The sequence below is a fragment of the Haloarcula halobia genome (assembly GCF_029338255.1).
In the GTDB taxonomy this organism is placed as follows: domain Archaea; phylum Halobacteriota; class Halobacteria; order Halobacteriales; family Haloarculaceae; genus Haloarcula; species Haloarcula halobia.
Genome location: NZ_CP119787.1, coordinates 1,468,717 through 1,489,166 on the forward strand (window position 1 = coordinate 1,468,717; position 20,450 = coordinate 1,489,166).

At 69.0% G+C, this 20,450-nt stretch carries 22 protein-coding genes; 11 read left to right on the forward strand and 11 right to left on the reverse strand.

Annotated elements, in window-relative coordinates; all coding sequences use genetic code 11:
* The first annotated feature begins 33 nt into the window (after window positions 1–33).
* Window positions 34–795, forward strand: a complete 762-nt coding sequence (locus tag P1K88_RS07755; RefSeq protein ID WP_276413891.1) for an Lrp/AsnC family transcriptional regulator — start codon at window positions 34–36, stop codon at window positions 793–795.
* Between the two features lie 118 nt (window positions 796–913).
* On the opposite strand, the gene P1K88_RS07760 is transcribed toward P1K88_RS07755, so the two are convergent.
* Together P1K88_RS07760 and P1K88_RS07765 are read right to left on the reverse strand one after the other, a co-directional pair.
* Window positions 914–1,834, reverse strand: a complete 921-nt coding sequence (locus tag P1K88_RS07760; protein WP_276413892.1) for a sodium:calcium antiporter — start codon at window positions 1,832–1,834, stop codon at window positions 914–916.
* Window positions 1,835–2,293: 459 nt separating this feature from the next.
* Window positions 2,294–2,764 carry a YbaK/EbsC family protein gene (locus P1K88_RS07765; RefSeq protein WP_276413893.1) on the reverse strand — a complete coding sequence of 157 codons (471 nt, stop codon included), beginning with the start codon at window positions 2,762–2,764 and terminating at the stop codon, window positions 2,294–2,296.
* Window positions 2,765–2,861: 97 nt separating this feature from the next.
* On the opposite strand from P1K88_RS07765, the gene P1K88_RS07770 reads away from it, so the two are divergent.
* Complete coding sequence (locus P1K88_RS07770; protein ID WP_276413894.1) at window positions 2,862–3,851, forward strand: ABC transporter ATP-binding protein; 990 nt, start codon at window positions 2,862–2,864, stop codon at window positions 3,849–3,851.
* Window positions 3,844–4,629: an ABC transporter permease gene (locus P1K88_RS07775; protein ID WP_276413895.1), complete on the forward strand. Its 786-nt coding sequence runs from the start codon at window positions 3,844–3,846 to the stop codon at window positions 4,627–4,629. Before P1K88_RS07770 ends, P1K88_RS07775 begins: the two co-directional genes overlap by 8 nt.
* 9 nt (window positions 4,630–4,638) lie before the next feature.
* On the opposite strand, the gene P1K88_RS07780 is transcribed toward P1K88_RS07775, so the two are convergent.
* Together P1K88_RS07780 and P1K88_RS07785 are read right to left on the reverse strand one after the other, a co-directional pair.
* Window positions 4,639–5,757, reverse strand: coding sequence for a pyridoxal phosphate-dependent aminotransferase (locus P1K88_RS07780; protein ID WP_276413896.1), 1,119 nt, complete (start codon window positions 5,755–5,757; stop codon window positions 4,639–4,641).
* 43 nt (window positions 5,758–5,800) lie between these two features.
* Window positions 5,801–5,944 (reverse strand): hypothetical protein, encoded by a 144-nt coding sequence (locus P1K88_RS07785; RefSeq protein ID WP_276413897.1) that lies wholly within the window; start codon window positions 5,942–5,944, stop codon window positions 5,801–5,803.
* 86 nt (window positions 5,945–6,030) lie between these two features.
* On the opposite strand from P1K88_RS07785, the gene P1K88_RS07790 reads away from it, so the two are divergent.
* Both P1K88_RS07790 and P1K88_RS07795 read left to right on the forward strand, forming a co-directional pair.
* The gene (locus tag P1K88_RS07790) at window positions 6,031–6,543 is read left to right on the forward strand and encodes a CinA family protein (protein WP_276413898.1); all 513 of its coding nucleotides are present in this window, start codon (window positions 6,031–6,033) and stop codon (window positions 6,541–6,543) included.
* 36 nt (window positions 6,544–6,579) lie between these two features.
* Complete coding sequence (locus tag P1K88_RS07795; RefSeq protein WP_276413899.1) at window positions 6,580–7,086, forward strand: metal-dependent hydrolase; 507 nt, start codon at window positions 6,580–6,582, stop codon at window positions 7,084–7,086.
* Here P1K88_RS07795 and P1K88_RS07800 read toward each other — a convergent pair.
* Together P1K88_RS07800 and P1K88_RS07805 are read right to left on the reverse strand one after the other, a co-directional pair.
* On the reverse strand, window positions 7,083–7,883 hold the full coding sequence (locus P1K88_RS07800; RefSeq protein ID WP_379786846.1) for a PHP-associated domain-containing protein: 801 nt from the start codon (window positions 7,881–7,883) through the stop codon (window positions 7,083–7,085). The genes P1K88_RS07795 and P1K88_RS07800 overlap by 4 nt on opposite strands.
* Window positions 7,884–7,908: 25 nt before the next feature.
* A complete protein-coding gene (locus tag P1K88_RS07805) occupies window positions 7,909–10,392 on the reverse strand; it encodes a PAS domain S-box protein (protein ID WP_276413901.1) in 2,484 nt (827 codons plus the stop codon).
* A 190-nt stretch (window positions 10,393–10,582) separates the two neighbouring features.
* Here P1K88_RS07805 and P1K88_RS07810 point away from each other — a divergent pair, with 190 nt between their 5' ends.
* The gene (locus tag P1K88_RS07810; protein WP_276413902.1) at window positions 10,583–10,879 is read left to right on the forward strand and encodes a DUF7565 family protein; all 297 of its coding nucleotides are present in this window, start codon (window positions 10,583–10,585) and stop codon (window positions 10,877–10,879) included.
* Between the two features lie 299 nt (window positions 10,880–11,178).
* On the opposite strand, the gene P1K88_RS07815 is transcribed toward P1K88_RS07810, so the two are convergent.
* The 5 genes from P1K88_RS07815 to P1K88_RS07835 all read right to left on the reverse strand — a co-directional run bounded on the left by P1K88_RS07815 (window position 11,179) and on the right by P1K88_RS07835 (window position 15,903).
* Entirely contained in the window at window positions 11,179–11,616 is a 438-nt protein-coding gene (locus tag P1K88_RS07815) for a transcription elongation factor Spt5 (protein WP_276413903.1), read from the reverse strand.
* 4 nt (window positions 11,617–11,620) lie between these two features.
* Complete coding sequence (locus P1K88_RS07820) at window positions 11,621–11,800, reverse strand: protein translocase SEC61 complex subunit gamma (RefSeq protein ID WP_276276844.1); 180 nt, start codon at window positions 11,798–11,800, stop codon at window positions 11,621–11,623.
* 101 nt (window positions 11,801–11,901) lie between these two features.
* Window positions 11,902–13,059 carry a cell division protein FtsZ gene (ftsZ, locus tag P1K88_RS07825; RefSeq protein ID WP_276413904.1) on the reverse strand — a complete coding sequence of 386 codons (1,158 nt, stop codon included), beginning with the start codon at window positions 13,057–13,059 and terminating at the stop codon, window positions 11,902–11,904.
* Between the two features lie 103 nt (window positions 13,060–13,162).
* Window positions 13,163–14,518: a D-aminoacyl-tRNA deacylase gene (locus P1K88_RS07830; RefSeq protein WP_276413905.1), complete on the reverse strand. Its 1,356-nt coding sequence runs from the start codon at window positions 14,516–14,518 to the stop codon at window positions 13,163–13,165.
* Window positions 14,518–15,903, reverse strand: a complete 1,386-nt coding sequence (locus P1K88_RS07835) for a sodium:calcium antiporter (protein WP_276413906.1) — start codon at window positions 15,901–15,903, stop codon at window positions 14,518–14,520. The genes P1K88_RS07830 and P1K88_RS07835 overlap by 1 nt, the downstream gene beginning before the upstream one ends.
* Before the next feature lie 112 nt (window positions 15,904–16,015).
* On the opposite strand from P1K88_RS07835, the gene P1K88_RS07840 reads away from it, so the two are divergent.
* Genes P1K88_RS07840 through P1K88_RS07860 form a run of 5 tightly spaced genes read left to right on the forward strand, consistent with a single transcriptional unit; the run spans window position 16,016 to window position 20,446 of the window.
* Window positions 16,016–16,813, forward strand: a complete 798-nt coding sequence (locus tag P1K88_RS07840; protein WP_276413907.1) for a shikimate dehydrogenase — start codon at window positions 16,016–16,018, stop codon at window positions 16,811–16,813.
* A gap of 45 nt (window positions 16,814–16,858) precedes the next feature.
* Window positions 16,859–17,449 (forward strand): helix-hairpin-helix domain-containing protein, encoded by a 591-nt coding sequence (locus tag P1K88_RS07845; protein WP_276413908.1) that lies wholly within the window; start codon window positions 16,859–16,861, stop codon window positions 17,447–17,449.
* Window positions 17,450–17,493: 44 nt separating this feature from the next.
* Window positions 17,494–18,966: an aminodeoxychorismate synthase, component I gene (gene pabB, locus P1K88_RS07850; protein ID WP_276413909.1), complete on the forward strand. Its 1,473-nt coding sequence runs from the start codon at window positions 17,494–17,496 to the stop codon at window positions 18,964–18,966.
* A complete protein-coding gene (locus P1K88_RS07855) occupies window positions 18,963–19,589 on the forward strand; it encodes an anthranilate synthase component II (RefSeq protein ID WP_276413910.1) in 627 nt (208 codons plus the stop codon). The genes pabB and P1K88_RS07855 overlap by 4 nt, the downstream gene beginning before the upstream one ends.
* Window positions 19,574–20,446, forward strand: coding sequence for an aminotransferase class IV (locus tag P1K88_RS07860; protein WP_276413911.1), 873 nt, complete (start codon window positions 19,574–19,576; stop codon window positions 20,444–20,446). The genes P1K88_RS07855 and P1K88_RS07860 overlap by 16 nt, the downstream gene beginning before the upstream one ends.
* The last annotated feature ends 4 nt before the right edge of the window (window positions 20,447–20,450 follow it).

Sequence of the window (20,450 nt, forward strand, 5' to 3'; positions counted from 1 at the left end):
TAGTATAAAGTCTCCGTCCGGTAGACCTGTGGTATGGGCTATCGATTGGACGAAATCGATCGGCGGATCATCTACGAACTGATGCGCAACGCACGCGATACGTCCGCGCCGAAGATCGCCGAGGCGGTCAACGTCTCGCCGGGAACGATCCGGAACCGGATCGATCAACTCGAAGACCACGGGATCATCCGCTCGTACACCGCCGAGATCGACTTCGAACGGGCCGACGACCGGTTGACGAACCTCTATATCTGTACTGCCCCAATCTCGGAGCGGAAGTCCCTCGCGCGGGAGGCCCAATCGATTCCGGGCGTGACCAACATCCGGGAGCTGATGACCGGCCGCAAGAACCTCCACGTTCTGGCTGTCGGCGAAGACACGGAAAGTCTTCGCCGCGTTGCACGGGCGCTGTCGGGACTCGGCATCGAAGTCGAGGACGAGACCCTCCTGGAGGCCGAGACGCACGTTCCCTACGCTCGGTTCGGTCCCGATAAAGAGGGTCCCACGAGCGATCCGACAGACGCGATCAGCCTCACGAGCGATGCGAAAGTCGTGGACGTGACTATCCCGGCCGAAGCCCCTATTGCCGGGTATACGCTAGAGCGGGCGGTCGCGGAGGACGTTCTCGACGAGGATACACTCGTGATTGCGGTCGAACGGGACGACGCCGTGATCACGCCGAACGGAACGACCACGATCCAGGGCGATGACATCGTGACCGTGCTCTGTCGAGGCGGCGACACCGATCGGGTGTTAGAGCCGTTCGTCGCGGAGGAAGCGACCACAGACCGATGAACTGCGGACGGTGTGGGGAAGCTACTCGGCTTCAGCGGTGCGACGTCGATGGCCGTATCGATCACCGTTGTGACGAGTCCGCGAGGACGTGAGACACCGGTGCTATCGACAGCAGCCGTCACGAAAGGACGAACGTCGGCGCGTACAGGAGCAGACAGACCACCGCGGCCGGGCGGTCGATGCCCCGCCGCCAGTAGAACAGGCCGAGCACGAGGATGGAGACGGCGAGCATGTACAGCAGCGATGGCCGGATGGCCGCCGGATCGGCGACGACCACGTCGAAGAAGACGGCGCCGATGCCAAGCGAGAAGACCGGGTCGGTGATGTTGCTGCCCAGAATCGAGCCGACGGAGATGCCGGTGCGTCCCTCCGAGGCGGCGATGCCGGCGATGACGATCTCGGGGAGCGTCGTCCCCAGGCCGGTCAGCAGGCCGACGAGGTACTCCGGGAGGCCAAAGCGCTGGGCCAGCACGACGCCGTTGGTGACCATCAGCTGGCCGCCGACGACCACCAGCACCAGCCCGCCGAGGATCCAGGGGAACGTCTCTCTGGGCGTCTTCGGTTGCTCGATGACCTCCTCGGTGATCTCCTCGCCGCCCTCGTTGGTGTAGAGGGTGTAGATGAACTGGACGTACGCGAGCATCATCAGCAGTCCCTCCGAGCGGTTGACGACGCCGTCCTCGAGGGTGAGGATCATGATTATCATCGCCAGGATCATCGCCGACCCGTAGACGAGGACGTCGCGACGCTCGGCGACGAAGGGGGCGATGAAGGCGACGACGGCGATCGCCAGCGTGATCTGGGCGGTCTCCGAGCCGACGATGTTGCCGACCACGAGGTCGCCCGCGCCGTAGAAGGAGGCGTAGACGGACGTGACCATCTCCGGGACGGACGTGCCAACGGAGATGAGCGTGACCCCGATGAAGAACGGCGAGACGCCGTAGTACAGGGCCAGGTCGCCGGCCGAGGTCACGGCCCGGTCGGCGCCAACGACCAGGCCGGCGAGGCCGGCGAGGAACAGCGCGATCTCGACGAGCATCTGTCGGGAGAGACTCGCGGCGGGGAGTAAAGTATTGCTCCGGGAACAGGTTCGGCCGTCGCTCTCGGTGGCCGCCAGGTCGCGCTCGGGTCGGCCTTCACCGAGCCCCGCCGTCCGGTGCTCCTCGAACAGCGGCGCGTGGGCGCGGGGGTCGTCTCGCTTCTCTCGGTGGGGTTGCCGACGACGGTCACCGGGCCGTCGGCGCTCTCCACGAGGTCGAGTCGGTCACCGAGGTCAAGCGCGAGGACACCGCCCCCGTCGTCCTCGATGGCCAGGTTGTCGACGAGGCGACCGACACGAACTTCGCCGACACCGTCGAGACGGTGCGCGCCATCGACGAGACAGACCCCATCCAGACCGCCGGATTCTACGACGACGACCTGCTCGGGCAGGCACCGACGGTCGATGATATTCAGGTGAGTCGACCGGCCGCCCGGTGTCGACCGGCCTGGGGGACGCTCACTCGACGAACGCCGCCGGGGTCGCGTCCGCGAACGCTATCAGGTCGTCGGGCGCGATCGGGAAGACCGCCTCCGGGACGCCAGCGCCGGCCCACACCTCGGCGTGGTCGGTGAGCGTCTCGTCGACGTACACCGGTACCGGCCGGTCGTGACAGATGGGCGGGACGCCACCGATAGCCCACCCCGTCGTCTCCTGGACAGTCTCCGGGTCGGCCATCTCGACCGTCTCGGCGCCGGCGACGCCGGCGAGTGCCGACTCGTCGACCCGGTTCGCGCCCGACGTGACCGCGACGACCGGGTCGCCGTCGACGAGAAAGACCAGACTGCTCGCTATCTGTGCGACCGAACAGCCGATTGCCGCGGCGGCGTCGCCCGCGGTTCGCGTCGTCTCCGAGAACTCCGTGACCGCCGCGTCGAACCCGTGCCTGTCCTCGACACGGGCGACGAACTCGTCCACTCGGGGGTGCATACGCCGGGAGAAGGAACCGGGGAAAATGCCGGTTTCGGTCGGCCGCTCGAGCCAGTCGACGAATCCCTCAAGCCCGTCCGGTCCCTTGTCCGGACGAATGAACGCCATCGAGGTAGCGAGACTGACACGGCGCTACGGCGACCTGGTCGCCGTCGACGAGGTCTCGTTCTCGGTCGCCGAGGGCGAGATTCTCGGCCTGCTGGGCCCGAACGGTGCCGGCAAGTCCACGCTCGTCAACACGCTGTGTACCCTCCTCCGGCCGAGCGACGGGACCGCTCGCGTCGCCGGGCACGACGTCCGCGACGACCCGGGTGCAGTCCGGGCGAACATCGGCGTCGTCTTCCAGGAACCGGCGCTGGACGAGGAACTCACCGGCGTGGAGAACCTCCGGTTCCACGGTCGGCTGTACGGGATGCGTGGCGAGTACCGGCGCGAGCGCGTCGAGACGGTCCTCGACCTCGTCGACCTCGGCGCAGACAGCGACAAGCCGGTCGGCGAGTACTCCGGCGGGATGGCCCGCCGGCTGGAACTCGCCCGCGGGTTGCTCCACGAACCCGCCGTCCTCTTCCTCGACGAACCGACCGTCGGACTCGACGCCGGGACCCGAAAGACCGTCCGCGAGTACGTCGCGCGACTGAACCGCGAGGCCGGCGTCACCGTCGTGCTGACGACTCACTACATGGAAGAGGCCGACGCGCTCTGTGACCGCGTCGCCATCGTCGACGATGGCCAGGTGGTCGCGCTCGATACGCCCGAATCCCTGAAGGCCGACCTGGGCGGTGACGTGGTCCGCCTGAGCACCGACGACCCTGCGGCAGTCGCCCGCGCCGTCCGCGACCGTCCGTGGGTCCGGTCGGTAACCGAGACGGACGACGGCGTCACCGTCGGCGTCGACGACGGCGAGGCACGGGTCGCGGCGCTCGTGACGACCGCCAGCGAGGTGGCCAGTGTCGCGACGGTCTCGGTGGACCGCCCGACGCTCGAACGCGTCTTCCTCTCGCTGACCGGGCGGACGGTCGACGAGGCCGAGGCGTCGGCCACCGGGCCACCGGTCACGCCGGTGGCCGGGGAGGACGACGATGACTGACGGGGGGCGTCCCGGTGGCGACGCCGTCGCGGTCTACGGCCTCTGGAAACGGGACCTCGTCAGATTCTGGCGGGCCAAGAGCCGCGTCGTCGGCCTCCTGCTCGGGCCCTTCTTCATCCTGGTGTTCTTCGGCTTCGGGTTCAGCGACGCGCGGTTCGGGGCGGTTCCGTCGTCGCTGTCGTATCTGGACTACCTCGTCCCCGGCATCCTGGGCTTTACGATGCTGTTCTCTGCCTCCTTCACCGGGCTGGCGGTCCTCTCGGACCGCGAGGTCGGCTTCCTCAAGGAGATTCTGGTCGCGCCGGTGAGCCGGACCGCGGTGGTCGTTGGCCGCATCGCCGGGGGCGCGACGACGACGCTGCTCCAGGCCCTGCTCGTCCTGGTGCTCGCCGTGCCCCTCGGGTTCCGCCCGGTGTCGCTCCGGGGCGTTCTCGTCGCCGTCGTATTCCTGGTCCTCATCGCCGCGACGTTCATCGGCCTCGGCCTGGCGATGGCCTCGCAGTTCAAGGACACCCAGGGGTACAACCTCATCATCAACTTCGCGCTCTTCCCCCTGGCCTTCCTCTCCGGGGCGTTCTTCCCGCTCTCGAACCTCCCGCTCCCGGTCCGCGCCGTCGGCTACCTCAACCCGCTCACGTACGGCGTCGACGGCCTCCGGGGCGCGCTCGTGGGCTTCTCCGAGCGGGCGCTGTTCGTCGACTTCGGGGCGATGGTCGTCGCCGCCACGCTCACCATCGCCGTCGGCGCGGCGCTGTTCCGCCGGGTCGAACCGGTCTGAGGGAGTCGGTCACCCGAAGTGCGCGGCCAGCCGCGTCGCCGCTTCCTCGACCCGCGGGGAGACCAGCGCGAACCGAATCCAGTCGGCCCGCGACTCGCCGAACGCCTCCCCCGGCATCCCCGCCACGCCGGCCTCGTCGACGAGCTCGTAGACGTTCTCGAACGTTCCCGGGAAGTCGGGGAAGCGCGCCATCACGTAGAAGCCGCCCTCGGGTCGGTCGTACGCTGCGCCGCTGTCGGCGAGCGCCCCGCAGAACGTGTCGATGCGGGATTCGAGGCGGCTACGACACGCCGCGTAGTAGTCCGGCGAGGTGGTCTCGAGCGCCCGAGCGACGGCGTACTGGGCGGGCCGACTCCCGGTGACGTTCGTGAGCATGTGCTGGGTCCGGGCGCGGTCGAGCAGCTCCCCGTTCGGCCCGTCCTCGCGCGGGAAGACGGCGTAGCCGACCCTGAAGCCAGTGATCGCGAGCGACTTGGAGACGGAGTTCGTCGCGACGACGTTCGGAGAGTCCCGTTCCAGTGCCGAACTGAACCGGCCCGAGTAGTCGAAGTGGTCGTACACCTCGTCGCTGACCAGCAGAGCGTCGGTGGCCTCTGCGACGGCGGCGAACTCGGCCATCGCGTCGGCGTCGTAGACGGCGCCGGTCGGGTTGTTCGGCGAGTTGACCACGATGACCGCCGTCTCGTCGCTCGCGGCCTCGCGGACGGCCGCGGGCCGGAGGTGGCCGTCGTCGTCGACGGGGACGAGCGTCAGGTCGGCCCCGAGGTAGTTCACGCGACCCGCGTAGTACGGGTAGACCGGGTCGGTCAGGATGATCTCCGACCCGGGGAACGACTCGAGGCCGCCGCTCATCGCGAGGTGGTTGGCCTCGCCGGCGCCGTTGGTGACGAGGACGCGGTCGACGTCGACGCCGCGCCGGGCGGCGATCTCCTCGCGCAGGCCACGGAGACCGACGCTCGGCGGGTACTGGAACGAGTCGGCGTCGGCCTCGGCGTACTCGCGGAGGCCCGCACGGAGCCCCTCGGGCGGGTCCCAGTCGGGGTTCCCCGAGACCATGTCGACGACGTCTCGGTCGGCCCGCTGGGCGTACCGCATCACCCGGAAGAACTGTGGCGTCTCGTAGTCCATGGTGACCGGGGATTCGTCGCGGGCGGGCTTTCCACCTTCGGTGTCACTGCCGGACGTACAGCGTCACGACGCCGAGGCCGAGCAGGAGCAGCCCCCACAGCAAGTCCGACCCCGGCAACAACCCGAGCAGGAGCGTCACGAGACCCGAGGACACGAGCGACCAGCCGAGTGTCGTCTGATACGACATGGGTATCCTATCGGCCGGGAACGGAAGATACTATCGTTCGGTTGTCAGGACTGAACGCTTTTGTCCGCGACCGACCAACGGCAGGTATGCCCGACGAACGAGACAGTCCAGTCGAGGAACGCGTCGGCGACGTGCTCCGTGGTCGGGGCGAGACCGTCGCCGTCGCCGAGTCCTGCACCGGTGGCCTGGTCGGGTCGCTGCTCACCGACGTCCCCGGGTCCAGCGACTACTTCGACCGCTCGCTTGTCACCTACTCCAACGACGCGAAACAGGACCTGCTGGCCGTCTCGCGCGAGTCGCTGGACGCCCACGGCGCCGTCTCCGAACCCGTCGCCGGCGAGATGGCGCGCGCGGTCAGAGACACCGCCGGGACCGACTGGGGCGTCGCGACCACGGGCGTCGCGGGTCCCGACGGCGGCACCGAGGCGACGCCCGTGGGCACGGTCTACGTCGGCCTCGCCTTCGCCGCGCCCTGGACGACCGGCGACTCGTGGGTCGAGGTCACGCGCCACGAGTTCGACGGGTCCCGCACCGAGGTGAAAGATCGGATCGCCCGGCAGGCGCTCGCGGACCTCCTCGCGGCCGCGGACGAGGAGTGAAAACACCTTTCGGCGCCGAGTCCGTCCCCCCGCTGGATGAACAAACGCGGGCACGTGCTGAACGCGATTCTGTTGAGTATCGGCCTCGGGTACGTCCTCGACCCCTCCGGCGACGTCACGACGTTCGCGACCATCGCCGAGGTGTTCCTCCCGGTGGTGCTGGGGGCGCTCTTTCCCGACGTGGACACGGCCTTCGGGAAGCACCGCAAGACCCTCCACAACCTGCCGGTCCTCGTCGTCTTCCTGGCACACCCCATCTACCACGCCGGCAACCTCCAGTGGGTCTGGCTCGGCGTCCTCTCCCACTACGTCCTCGATTACCTGGGGTCGCGGCGCGGCATCGCGTTGTTTTACCCGCTCTCGGACCGCGAGTACGGCTTCCCCTCGGGCGTCACTACCTCCAGTGAACACGCCGAGCTGGTGACCGTCGCCATCACGGCCCTCGAACTGGCCGCCATCGCGGTCCTGGTCCACGTCCTCCCGACGTACCTGCCGCCGGACGTGACCCAGCTGCTCGCCGAGAACACCGCCCTGGTCGCCTAATACACCTTCACGTCGTCGAACTCGCCACCGTAGGCGACGTGGTCCGGATGCGTCGGGGCCGTCCCCTGGAGCATCACCCGGTCGAACTTCTCCCAGGTGTTCTCGTAGCCGAGGTGGGCGAACTCCATCGCACAGCGCATCTGGTGGCCGACACCGTGGCGATGGAGGACGCGTCGCGGGTCGCCGTTCCGGAGCGCCTCGGTGACTGCCTGCTCGCCCTCGAGGGGGCGCTCGAACTCGACCCACGCCTCGCCGACGGTCCCTCGCAGGTGGGCGTACGACGACGTGAACGTCGGCAGCCCCATCTCGCTGGCGAACTTCCGGGCCCGCCGGTTGTGGTGCGGGAGGTGCTTTGGGTTGTACACCTCGACGGCGTCGATGACGTCCCGGCAGTGGCGTAGCTCCTCCAGGCCGAGGCTCACGCTCAGGAAGCCCGGATGGGGGACCAGCACGGCGGCCTCCTGCCGTCGCAGTTCGGCCATCGTCGCCGACAGCGTCAGGAAGTCCGGGACCGGTTCCTCGAGGCCGACGGCCAGGACGTGGCGCCGCTTCTGCCAGGAGTTCGCGAACAGCTCGCGGGCGGGGACGACGGTCAGCTGGTCGTCCGAGAACTGCCGGGCGCGCTTTCGGATCTGGGGCAACCGCGTGAAGTGTGGCGCGTACGCGATGGCGTCCAGTCCACGGTCTTTCGCCCGTTTGACGACCTGCTCGTCGAGTACCTTCACGTGCAGGTCGACGGCGTACCCCTCACTCGTCACGCCATTCGGTACCCGGGTCGGTACATTAGTAATTTCCATTCGTGGCGCCGGCGACACCGACCCGTTACTCGGCCGTCGGGAGCTCGACGGTGAAGACGGCACCCTCCGGGTCGTTGTCGGACACCCACACGTCGCCGCCGAACTCCTCGACGAAGGTGCGGACCAGGTAGAGACCCAGACCGGTGCCCGTACTGTCCAGCCCCCGCTCGCCCTTCCCGAATATCGCGTCCTTCTGGTCGTCGGGGACGCCCGGGCCGTCGTCGGCGACGTCCACCCGGACCGACCCGTCCCGTGCCTCGACCGCGACGCGAACCGTCGGCTCCGACCCGTCGTTGTGCTGGACGGCGTTCCGGAGCAGGTTCCGGAACACAGAGGCGAGCATCTCGTTTCCCTGGACCGTCACGTCCGGCAGGGGGTGGTCGACGTGGACCGTCGCTTCCTCGTGTCCGGAGCGGACCTCTGAGACCTCTCGTTCGAGGATCTCGGCCAGTTCGACGGCGCCGTGTTCGGGCCCCCCCTCGAGCATCCGCTCCATCAGCGTGCGGACCGTCTTCGTCAGCTCGACGACGTGGTCGCCGTGTTCGATCAGCGTCTCGAGGTGCTCGCGGCCCGCGTCGTCGACGTGGTCGGAGAGCAGTTCCGCGTGGCCGGTGACCACGGACATGTCGTTGCGGATGTCGTGCCGGACGACCCGGTTGAGCAGCTCGAGCTGCTCGTTTTGCCGTTCGAGGCGCTCTCTGGTTCGCTCGCGCTCGGTGACGTCGTGGAGAATCGAGAACAGCAGCGTCCCGTCGCCGGTCTGGATGGGCGAGGAGTCGACTTCGACCTGCCGGACCGACCCGTCGGCCAGCTCGTGGGGGAAGATGAACCGGTTGGTCTCGCCTTCGCTGGCCGCCCGGCGACGTTGTGCCACCGCCTCGTCGTCGAGCTGGTTGATGTCTTGGATGGTCATCGACTCCAGCGTCCCGGTGTCGTAGCCGTACAACGACGCGGCGGCGCCGTTGGCCCGGTCGATGCGGCCGGTCTCCGGGTCGATGAGCAACATCGGCGCGTTGTGGTCCTCGAACAGGCGGCGGAACCGCCGTTCGCGGAACTTGAGCTCGCGCTCTTTCTCCCTGCGATCGGTGATGTCCTGCACGATGCCGTCGTAGTAGACGGTGCCCTCGACCTCGCGACGAATCGCGGTCACGGAGCCCCAGAAGGGCTCGCCGTCCATCGTCTCCAGCCTGAGCTCTTCCTCGACGACCTGACCGGTGCGTTCGAGTTTCCGGCCGAAGAGCTCGCGCTGGCCGGGCGTCCGGTAGCGTTCGGCCACGTGGGTACCGAGCAGGTCGTCGGCCGACTCGGCGTCGAACATCTCGACGAGCGCGGGGTTGACGTCGACGAACGTCCCGGCGAGCCCCGCGGTACTCCGGTAGACGCCGACCGGAACGTTCTCGATGAGCCCGTGACACCGCTCCAGTTCGGCCTCGCGTTCCTTGCGGCCGGTGACGTCCTGCTGGATGGCGACGAACTTCTCGACGTCACCGTCGCGGACGATCGGTGCGATGGTCTGGTCGGCGTAGTATCTCCCGCCGTCGGCCCGTTCGTTCTCGATCTCTTCTTCCCAGACGTCGCCGTCCAGGATGGTCTCCCAGAGCGCCTCGTAGTAGGTCTCGTCCTCGATGCCGCTGCTGAGGACGGCGGGCGTCTCGCCGAGCACGTCGGCCGCCTCGTAGCCGGTCAGACGCTCGAACTCGGGGTTGACGTACTCGATGGTCCCGTCGACGTCGGTGATGTAGACCGCGTGGCCCGCCTGTTCGACCGCCTGCTCGAAGATCCGGAGTCGACGGGTTCGCGCCTCCCGCTCGCTGACGTCTCGGGCGACCCGCAGGGACGCTCGCTCGCCGCGGTAAGTCACCGCGCCAACGGACACCTCGACGGGGACCGTCTCGCCCGACTCGGTGACGTAGGTCGTCTCGACGACGCCGGCGTCGGCCTCCGGGGCGTCGGGCCGCTCCGCCCGGTAGTCGGCGTCCTCGGACGGCCGGATGTCCGCCGGCCCCATCGAGAGCAGCTCCGACCGCGAGTACCCCAGTCGGTCGACGGCGGCGCCGTTGACCTCGCGGAAGGTCCCGTCCGCGCCGACGACGAACGCCGCCGCGTCCAGCTCTTCCAGCAGTTCGCGCCCATCGAGGGGGGTGGCGGCCGGTTCGCGACCCCTGCCCTGTCTCCCGGTCCGCTCGCGGGCCGTGACGACAGCGTGACCGTCCGCCTCGTCGACCTTCATCGCACACGCGAGCGTGACCGTCGACGCGTCGGGCCGGGCGATCCGCCACTCGAACGTGGCCCGGCCGTCGTGCGCCCGCTCGACGAGCGTCTTCAGGTCCGCCTCGGGCACCCAGTCGTCGGGGGCGAGCGATCGGAACGACTCGCCTTCGAGGGACGAAGGCGTGTGCCCACAGAGTCGCGCACAGCGGTCGTTCGCCGCGACGACGTCGCCGGTCTCGGTGTCGAGTACCGCCGCCCCCTCGGGAACGTGTTCGACGACTGCCCCGCTCCCTGTCATGTCTCCGCCGTACGTGTTCGGGGTACAATTAATTCGTATCGCGTTCCACGAATCTGAGAATACGATTCCCAGAATACTGTGGGCTCGGGCCGCTGCATCCCGCTCTCCGGGGATCTCGACACGCCCGGCGCACGAACCGGGATGCCTGGGGGCGAACGTTTTTATCGCCCCGTGGCCTGTCTCCGCTCGTATGCCACGCTGGGAGTGCGCTATCGAGGGGGACGACCACCAGTTCGACCGGGTCGAGGAGCTCATCATCCACCAGTCGACCGAACACGAACGCATCAAGTGCAAAGTCTGTGGCACCGTCGTCCCCGACGGCTACTTCGCCATCAAGCACACCTTCGACGAGCACTCGCGTGCCGAGTACGTCCGCGCCTACGACGCGTCGGCCACGGAGGTCCGTGCCCGCGAGAACGTCAAGGAGACCATCGAGGAGACGGCCGATATGAGCGAAGTCATCGAGCGACTCGAGGGCGGGACCTGATACTGTCGGCTGTACCATGTAGCAAATACTCGGCACCCCGGGGTGCCGAGAATTGTGACGAACGTACAGCCGGAAGTATGAGACGGCGGTCTCGCGTGGCGGGTTTCCCCGTTCTGGGTATCAGTCCGACGCTGCGGAGTGTACGACGCCGCCGAAAGCGTCCCGCTCGCGTCAGCGCTCTTCGCTATGCGTTCACGGGCGCTCTGCGCCCGTTCACTATTCTCGAGGAACGCTTCGCTCCGTTCAGCGTTCCTCGCGATTCTCGCGGCTCCGCCGCTCGAACTGCATGAAGAGCGCTGTCAGCGCTCTTCACTATCCAGCACCCGAATCTGGTCCCCGCGGACCGTCACGGGGATCGGGACCGTCGCCTCGTACAGCTCGACGGTGACCTGGTCTTTGCCCTCGTCGATGCGCTGGACCTGCGCCTTCTCGCCCTTGAACGGGCCGGCGATGAGCTCGACGATGTCCCCCTCGGCGATGCCCTCGACGTCCGGTTTCGGCGAGAGGAAGTGCTCGACTTCCGCGATGGAGGACTCGCCCTGGACCACGCCGTTGGCGTGGGGAATCTCGTCCAAGATGCGGTCGAAGACGGCGATGTCGCCGGCCTCGACCATCACGTAGCTGGTCAGCGAGTCCGGCGCCAGTGCGGCGTGGATGTCCGGCTCCTCGCGGTTGATTATCATGTCGGCGACGGTGCGTTCCTGGCTCGCGGTGGTCTTGACAGCGTAGATACCCATCTGTTTACACCGGCTTTGCGCCAGGGACGAAGCTCATCACGGCGAAAATGATGAACCCGAGCAGTCCGACGAGTACGATACCCGCACCGGCGATCTTCGCGATCGATGAGAACTCGTTCCAGGACGGCGTACTCGCAAGTTTGAGCACGCGTATGTAGGAGTTGAGGTCGAACGGAACGTCCATACCGGGTGGTATCCACTGATGGCTTTTCTATATTGTGGTAAGTGTCCGCGCCGGAATCGGGGTGGTCTCGGCCGGGTCCGGACGTCGCGAGCGGTCGCCGGTCAGTCGACGTAGTCGATGTCGTCGCCGATCTGCTGGGCCTCTCGCTCCCGTTCGGCCTCGCTCTGCCCGTAGATCTGTGGGCTCTCGACGCCGGTGACGACGATCATCGTCTCCATCTTGCCGTCGAAGTCGCTGTTGACCGACGCGCCCCAGATGATGCGGGCGTCGGGGTCGATGCGGTCGTAGATCTCCTCGACGACGCCCTCGGCCTCCTCGATGCTCATGTCCGGGCCGCCGACGACGTTCACGAGTGCGGAGTTCGCGCCGTCGAACTCCACGTCCAGCAGCGGCGAGCGCAGCGCCGAGCGGATGGAGTCCTGGGCCTTGTTCTCGGAGTCGGACTCGCCGAGGCCGATCATCGCGACGCCGCCGTTCTCCATGATGGTGCGGACGTCGGCGAAGTCCACGTTGACGAGGCCGGGCTTGGTGATGAGTTCGGTCATCCCCTTCACCGAGCGCATCAGGACGCGGTCACAGATCTTGAAGGCGTCCTGCAGGGGCATCGACGGGGCGTAGTCGAGCAGGCGGTCGTTCGGGACGACGATGACGGTATCGGAGACCGCACGGAGGCGCTCGAGGCCGGCGTCGGCGTTGGCCCGGCGGCGCTCTCCCTCGGCGGTGAACGGAATCGTGACGATAGAGATGGTCAGCGCGCCGGCCTCCTGTGCGGCCTGGGCGACGACGGGTGCCGACCCGGTCCCGGTCCCCCCGCCGAGGCCGGCGGTGACGAACACCATGTCCGAGCCGTCGATGGACTGCTGGATGTCCTCGATGTTCTCCTGGGCGGCTTCCTCACCGATTTTCGGGACCGACCCCGCGCCGCGACCGCCGGTTCGCTTGCGGCCGATGAGAATCTTCGTGTCGGCCTCCACCTCGTCGGCGAGGTGCTGAGCGTCGGTGTTGGCTGCCACGAGCTTCGCCCCGTGGATGCCCTCGTCCATCATCCGCGTGACGGTGTTCCCCCCGGCACCGCCACAGCCGACGACGGTGATCTTCGTCTCCAGGTCCTTGACGACGCTGGCCAGCTCGTCGTCGGTCATCTGCCCGGACGTCGAAACCTCGTCCCGTGGTGGTGCTGTCTCCGCTGCCGTCTCCGACGACGATTCCTCCCGTTCCTGCTCGGCCTCGTCGATGGCGTCGTCGATGATCGAGTCCATATTTAAATCCCCTTTGCGTACGAGCTGTTATTAACGTTCCCCCTGTGTCTGACGCTCGGCTGACGCGTTCGACCGCCGTCTCGCCGCCTCTCGCGGCCGTTTCCTACAGCGTAAATCGACGTATACGCTCGCGCTGGAACCGCTCCGGCCCGATTTCCTCCCCGTCGACCTCCACCGACTGGCCCGCCGCGAGCTGGCCGAACTTCGGGCCTTCGGGGACGCCGGCGGTCCGTGCGAGCTCGGGGTCGAAGGTCGTCTCGCGGGCGACGAGCGTCCCCCCCTCGCGCTCGACGCTGTCGTACTGGTCCCGCAGGACGTCGGCCAGTCCTCCGAGGAGTCGGTCGCGGGGGACGTCGGCGGGACAGACCACCGGCGTGGTCACGACGGTGCCGCTCTGTTCGGTGGCGAAGGCGACCGCTTCGGCCTCGACCAGCTCGCGGACGGCCGCGTCGTCGATACCGCGGGCTTCGGCGAGCAGGGCCGCCGGGAGGTCGACGACGGTCCAGTCCCCCTCGAACCCATTCGCCGGGTCGCCAAATCGGAGGCCGGCGTCGACCGACGCTATCTCGCGCTCGAGCGTCTCGACCAGGTCGAGTGGGACGCCGGTCGTCGCCCGCACGAACGTCTCGTCGACGACGCGGTACCCCAGCGACTCGACGGTGGCCACGAGGTCCGGCCGGTCGTCTTCGAGCAGGGCGACGTCGGCGGCGCTGGCCGCGAACGCCCGCCGGAGCACCCCCTCGTACGCCGTCTCGTCGTCGGCCCACTCCGAGAGTGCCTCGAGCCCCCAGTCGGCCGCGACGTGCCCGACGGCCCAGTCCGTCTCGCGTATCACCCGCTCGAACCGCGGGGCGTAGTGGCCCCCGCCGACGCCGAGCAGGTGGCGCCGGGTCCCGTTCTCGGGTGGTGCGTCGGCGGCGATGTCCGCAAGGTCGAGTATCGCCCGCGCGACGGCGGCGGCCGCCTCGGGGTCCTCCCACTGCGGTTCGGCGCTCCCGACCTCGACGAACATCGACGGGACGCCGACGTCCGTCGGACCGTGGTGGGTGCACTCGATGCCGACGTCGTATTCCGCCGGCGCGTGCTCGTCCATGGCGTCGACGACGGCACGGAGCGCGTTCGGGCAGGCCCGCGCGAAGCGGCCGGCGGCGCCGCCGTACTCGGCGGCCCCGAAGTTCCCGGTGTGGTGGGCCGTCAGCAACGGTCCCGTCTTGCCGGCGTGTTTCGAGGCGAACACCAGCAGGTCGGGGTCGTCGAACGCGTCGGCCGGGGCCGCGATGTCGACGTGTGAGTCGTCGAACACTCGCAGCTCGACGCCCTCGCGGCGGTAGACGGTCCCGCCGCCCTCGCCGTCCGGCCGTCCCTCGTCTGTGTGGGTCGTCCAGCCCTCGACGTCGAGCAGGCACTCGCCGATGTGGACGGACGCCTCGTCTGCCCGGGAGACGACGATAGCGAGCATCAGTCGGCGTACTCCGGGTGGACGGGCTCACGGCCCAGGGCGGTTCGCACGGCGTCGCCGGCCAGTCCCAGCAGGAGGAACAGCGACCGGCGGCGAATGACGAACAGTGCCGTCCCGACGAGCATGTACACCGCGGTGTATCCGAGCAGCAACTCGTGGCTCGTTATCGGCAGCACAAGCAGTTCGCGGATGAGGGCAAACTCCACCAGCACCTGCGAGATGAACAGGGCGAACAGCACGATCGACTCACGGACGGATATCTCGAAGTTGACCAGGATCGAGAGCGCGAAGAACGACTGGGCGGCCGTGATCCATATCTCGGCGGCCTGTCGGGCGTCGAAGGGGAGCACGCCGTACCGGCCCAGCGCTAGCGAGTAGACGACGGCGATCGTCCCGATGAGCAGCGTCCACTGGTTGAGCTTCGAGGAGATGAGGGCGTTGAACCCGGCCGTCGAGCGGGCCTTGTTGACCAGCACGGCCACGACGATCAGCTCCGGTGACTCGCTGGCCAGCGGCGCGATCCACTGGATCATGAAGAACCCGGGGATGCCCAGGTTCAGGCCGATCTCCTCGAGGCCGTGGGCGAACGGTTCGACGGCGGTAAAGATCATCGCGCCCGAGTACCCAAAGAGCAGCAAGACGACGATGGGCCGCCAGGGCAGCGACCAGTTCTGGAAGTACTTCGGGACGCCGACGTGTTCATCCTCGTGTTCGATGTCCGATTTCAGCACCAGGCCGATGTACGCGACGTAGAGGCCGACCAGGAATATCGTATCGGCGGCACCGATGCCGCCGCCGAGCGGGACGAAGAAGGCCCACAGCGTCGCCAGGAAGAGGAACGTGATCTCCGTGGCGATGTCACGGTCCAGGCGGACGGCGTCCGCGAGGGTCCCCTCGCGGTCGATGACAGCGGGGTCTCTCGTCCGTGCCGCCCGCCAGACGGTGAAGACGGCGATGCCGGCCCACCCGATGCCGATGAGGATGCGGTTGGCGCCGGTCATGTTGGCGATGGCCAGGTTCGCGTCGTGACAGGCCCGGGCCAGCGGTGTCGCCCCCGCCTCGATCTCGGCGGCCGTCAGCGCTGCACAGGCCTCGGTCGTCGCCCCACCCGCGCCGGCCTGCCAGGCGAACAGCGCGTCGACGGCGTACTCCGGGGCGACGGCCAGGACCGCCAGCACGGCGATAGCGAAGGCCCGCGGGACGTCCTTCTCGGCTGTCTCGGCCCCCCACGCCAGCAGGAACGACGCCCCCAGCACGGCGAGACCGCTGACGGTCACCGTCGCCACCGTCCCGAGCGACGTCCCGGTGAGGAGGGTGCCGACCCAGCCAGCGGTCAGGGCGACTGTCGCGGCAACCTGGACCAGGGGGTGGCGCAGATAGCTCACTACGAGAGTCGTACACTGGTCCGCGTGAAAAGGTTGCGAAAGGCGGTGGGGGGTGGCCGGCCCCCGGGGCGAGAGCGTGGCGTTCATGCCGCCGGCGTGCGCCCGGGGACGTATGGACGTCTACGGTCTCATCGGGAACCCGGTCGAACACTCGCTGTCGCCGCCGATGCACGAGGCGGGCTACGAGGCGCTCGACCTGGACGCGCGCTACGTCACGTTCGAACCGGCGAAAGCCGCCGGCGGGGCGGCGATCTCGGCCGCCGAGACGCTCGCCGTCGACGGGCTGAACGTCACCATCCCGTTCAAACAGGCCGTCTTCGAGGCCGTCGACCCGGCACCGCTGGCCGAGCGCATCGGCGCGGTCAACACCGTCGACTTCTCGGGAGAGACGCCTCGCGGGTACAACACCGACGCCGTCGGTGCCGTCCGGGCCCTGACCCACCACGGGGTCGACCTCGAGGGCACGGCCGTCGTCGTCGGTGCCGGTGGCGCCGGACGCGCCGTGGCCTTCGGCCTCGCAGACGAGGGGCTTGTGGTCCGCGTCGCCAACCGGACCGAGGAAAAGGCGACGGCGCTCGCAGCGGAGGTCGAGGGCGCCACCGGGCACGGACTCGACGGCCTCGAGGCCCTGCTCGCGGACGCCGACGTGCTCGTCAACTGCACCAGCGTGGGGATGGACGAAGCCGCGACGCCGGTCCCCGCGTCGGCGCTGCACGGCGACCTGGCGGTGCTGGACGCCGTCTACTCGCCCATCGAGACGCGCCTCTTGCGAGACGCCGCGGCTGCTGGCGCGACGACCGTCGACGGAGCGTGGATGCTCCTCTACCAGGGCGTCGAGGCCTTCGAACTGTGGACTGGCGAGACGGCGCCCGTCGAGGCGATGAACCGGGCGCTGCGCGCTCGTCTGTAGGCCGTACCAGCAAGAGATTAGTGTCGGGGGGGTCTACGCCGACCTATGGGTCTGCTCCAAACCATCAAATCTCTTCTCGGGCTCGACGGAACCCGGTCTGCTGCTTCCGGCGGAACCAGCGGCGAGCAGGACGTGGACGTCACCGTCGAGCACGAGCCATCTACCGACTCCGAGGACGCGGTCAAGGGGACAGAGACGGCCTCGAGGCCCCCCGAGACCGACGAGCTCGAAGCGGACGACGAACGGGCAGGTGACGACGAGCACGGCGCTCCGTCCGCCGACGGCACCGACTCGGCACCTGCCGAGGCGGCCGACGCCGCGTCGGACGCCGACACCGAATCCGTCTCGACGGCTTCGTCTGCGGTCGACGCCGCGCAAGAATCAGCAGACGAACCCGACGCCGACGCCGACGCCGAAGCGGACGCGGCCGACGAACCCGCGCTCGCCTTCGAGGGGGCCGACGACCCGGTGACCGAAATCAAGGGCATCGGCCCCGCCTACGCCGACCGGCTCGCTGGCCTGGACATCGAGACGGTCGGCGACCTCGCCGTCGCCGACGCGGCCGACGTCGCCGCCCAGACGGACCTCGCGGAGACCCGCGTCGCCGGCTGGATCGAGCGCGCGAACGACTACTGACCGAACCGCAAGGGAATTAGTCGCGCAGCTGTTCTCTCCCGGTAATGGTATCGGTCGAGACCGACCGCGAGACGTTCACCGCCCTCGCGGCCGGTGCTGACGGACGGACACGGATACCCGTCGAGGTCCGCGTCACCGTCGCGGACCCGTTTACCGCCTACCGGCGGGCCCGCGAGGACGTCGGTGGCGTCTACCTGGCGACCACCGGCGGGCAGTCCGGGTGGGGCTACTTCGCGACGGCGCCGGCCGGGTTCCTGTCTGTGTCGCCCGACGACGGGCCGGCGCTGGACGCGCTCTCGGACCTGCTGGCCGGGTCGGCCCTCGAGCGCGGCGACTGTGAGGTCCCCTACCCCTGCGGGGCGTTCGGGTGGCTCTCCTACGACGTGGTCCGGGACCTCGAGACGCTCCCCGAGCACACTGTCGAGGACCGTGCGCTCCCGCGGCTACAGGTCGGCGCCTACGACCGCGTGGCGGCCTGGGAGGAGCCACGCGGCGACGGCCCGGTGAGGCTCCGGGTCACCGCCTGCCCGCGACTGAGCGATCACGAGGACGCGACGGCCGCCTACGAGTTCGGGAGGCAACACGCGCTGGCGCTGGCGCGGCGGGCCGTCGAGGGCGACCCGGCGGTCGGCGCCCCTCCCGTCGAGGCCGACGCGGCCCGCTTCGAGAGCGACTGCACGCGCGACTCGTTCGCCGAGCGGGTCCGGACGGTCAAGGCGTACATCAGGGACGGCGACACGTTCCAGGCCAACGTCTCCCAGCGGTTGCGGGCACCCGCGGCGGTCCACCCCGTCGAGGCCTTCGACGCCCTGCGCGAGGTCAACCCCGCGCCGTACTCCGCGCTCGTGGAGTTCCCGGGCGTGGACCTCGTGAGCGCGAGCCCCGAACTCCTCTTGCACCGCGAGGGCGACCGCCTGGTCACCGAACCGATCGCCGGCACGCGACCCCGCGGCGAGACGCCCGCCGCGGACGACCGCCTGGAGGCCGACCTCCTGCGCGACGAGAAGGAACGCGCCGAGCACGCGATGCTCGTCGACCTAGAGCGCAACGACCTGGGGAAGGTGAGCCGCTTTGGCACCGTCGAGGTGACCGACTACCGGCGCGTCGACCGTTACTCCGAGGTGATGCACCTCGTCTCGGTCGTCGAGGGCCGGTTGCGCGAGCGGGCGACCCTGCAGGACGCCGTCACCGCCGTCTTCCCCGGCGGGACCATCACCGGCGCGCCCAAGCCCCGGACGATGGAGATAATCGACGAGGTGGAGGGGACCCGCCGCGGCCCCTACACCGGCTCTATCGGCGTCTTCGGCTTCGACGGCGACGCGACGCTCAACATCGTCATCCGGACGCTGGTCCGGTACGCCGACCACTACGACCTCCGCGTGGGCGCGGGCATCGTCCACGACTCGGACCCGGACCGGGAGTACGAGGAGACGCTGGACAAGGGTCGGGCGCTCGTCACCGCCATGGACGAGGCCCTGGGCAAGCGAGCGGACCTCTCCGTGGAGGGGACGCCGTGACCGCCTCCGGTAGTGGCACCGCACCGACGGTGCTGGTCGTCGACAACTACGACTCCTTCGCGTACAACCTCGTACAGTACGTCGGCGAGGTGGTCCTCCGTCTGGGCGGGTGCGAGGACGACGTGGCCGTCCGGCGCAACGACGCCATCGACGTCGCGGGCGTCCGGGCGCTCGACCCGGACGGCATCGTCGTCTCGCCGGGCCCGGGCACGCCGGCGGACGCCGGCGTCTCGATGCCCATCTTCGCCGACCTCACGTACCCGACCCTCGGCGTCTGTCTGGGCCACCAGGCGCTCTGTGCGGCCGCGGGGGCCCCCGTCGGCCACGCGGAGTCCGTCGTCCACGGCAAGTCCTCGCAGGTGACCCACCACGGCGAGGGTGTCTTCGAGGACGTCCCCGACCCCGTCGAGGTCGGGCGGTACCACTCGCTGGCGGTCGAACGAGTCGACCTCCCCGACGAACTCGAGGAGACGGCCTCCACCGACGACGAGTCCGCTATCGTGATGGGCGTTCGCCACCGCCAGAAGCCCCACGTCGGCGTCCAGTTCCACCCCGAGAGCATCCTCACCGAACACGGCAAGACCATGGTCGAGAACTTCTGTCTCCGATGTACTACCACGTAGACGGCGACCTCGTCCCGGCCGACGAGGCGACGGTGTCGGTCCGCGACCGCGGGTTCATGTACGGCGACGCGGCCTTCGAGACGCTTCGCGTCTACGGCGGGACGCCCTTCGAGTGGGACGCCCACCGTATGCGCCTCCAGCATACCGCCGAGGCGCTGGGCTTTGCCGACGCCGTCCCCGACGACCTGCGCGAGCGCGTCGACGCAACGCTCGCCGAGAACGACCTCTCGGAGGCCTCGGTCAAGGTCTCGGTCAGCCGGGGCGTCCAGCCCGGGAAGCTCACGCCCGGGGCCGACGTGGACCCGACTGTCGTCGTCACCTGTGTGTCGCTCCCGCGGGGCGGCCGCGACGGCCAGCGGGTGTGGGACGACCCCGCCGAGGTCCAGACGGTCCGGACGCGCAGGGTCCCGAGCGAGGCCGTGCCCGCGGACGTGAAGACCCACAACTACCTCAACGGCATCCTCGGCCGCCTCGAACTCCGCCGGGCGGCCGCTGGCCGCGACGCCGCCGACGAGTGTCTCATGCGCGACCTCGACGGGAACGTCGTCGAGGGGGCCACGAGCAACCTCTTTTTCGTCACGGAGAACGGTCTGCGCACCCCCAGCGACGACCTGGACCTGCTGCCGGGCGTGACCCGGTCGGTCGTCCTCGACCTGGCCCGCGAGGAGTCGTTCCCGGTCGAGACCGGCCACTACTCGCTGGACGCCGTCCGGGACGCCGACGAGGCGTTTCTGACCAACTCGACGTGGGAACTGCGCCCCGTCGCGAGCGTCGACGGCATCGCGGTCGGTACCGGCCCGATGACGACGCTGCTGCAGCGCCTGTTCGACGAGCGGGTCGAGGCCCAGTACTACTGACCCC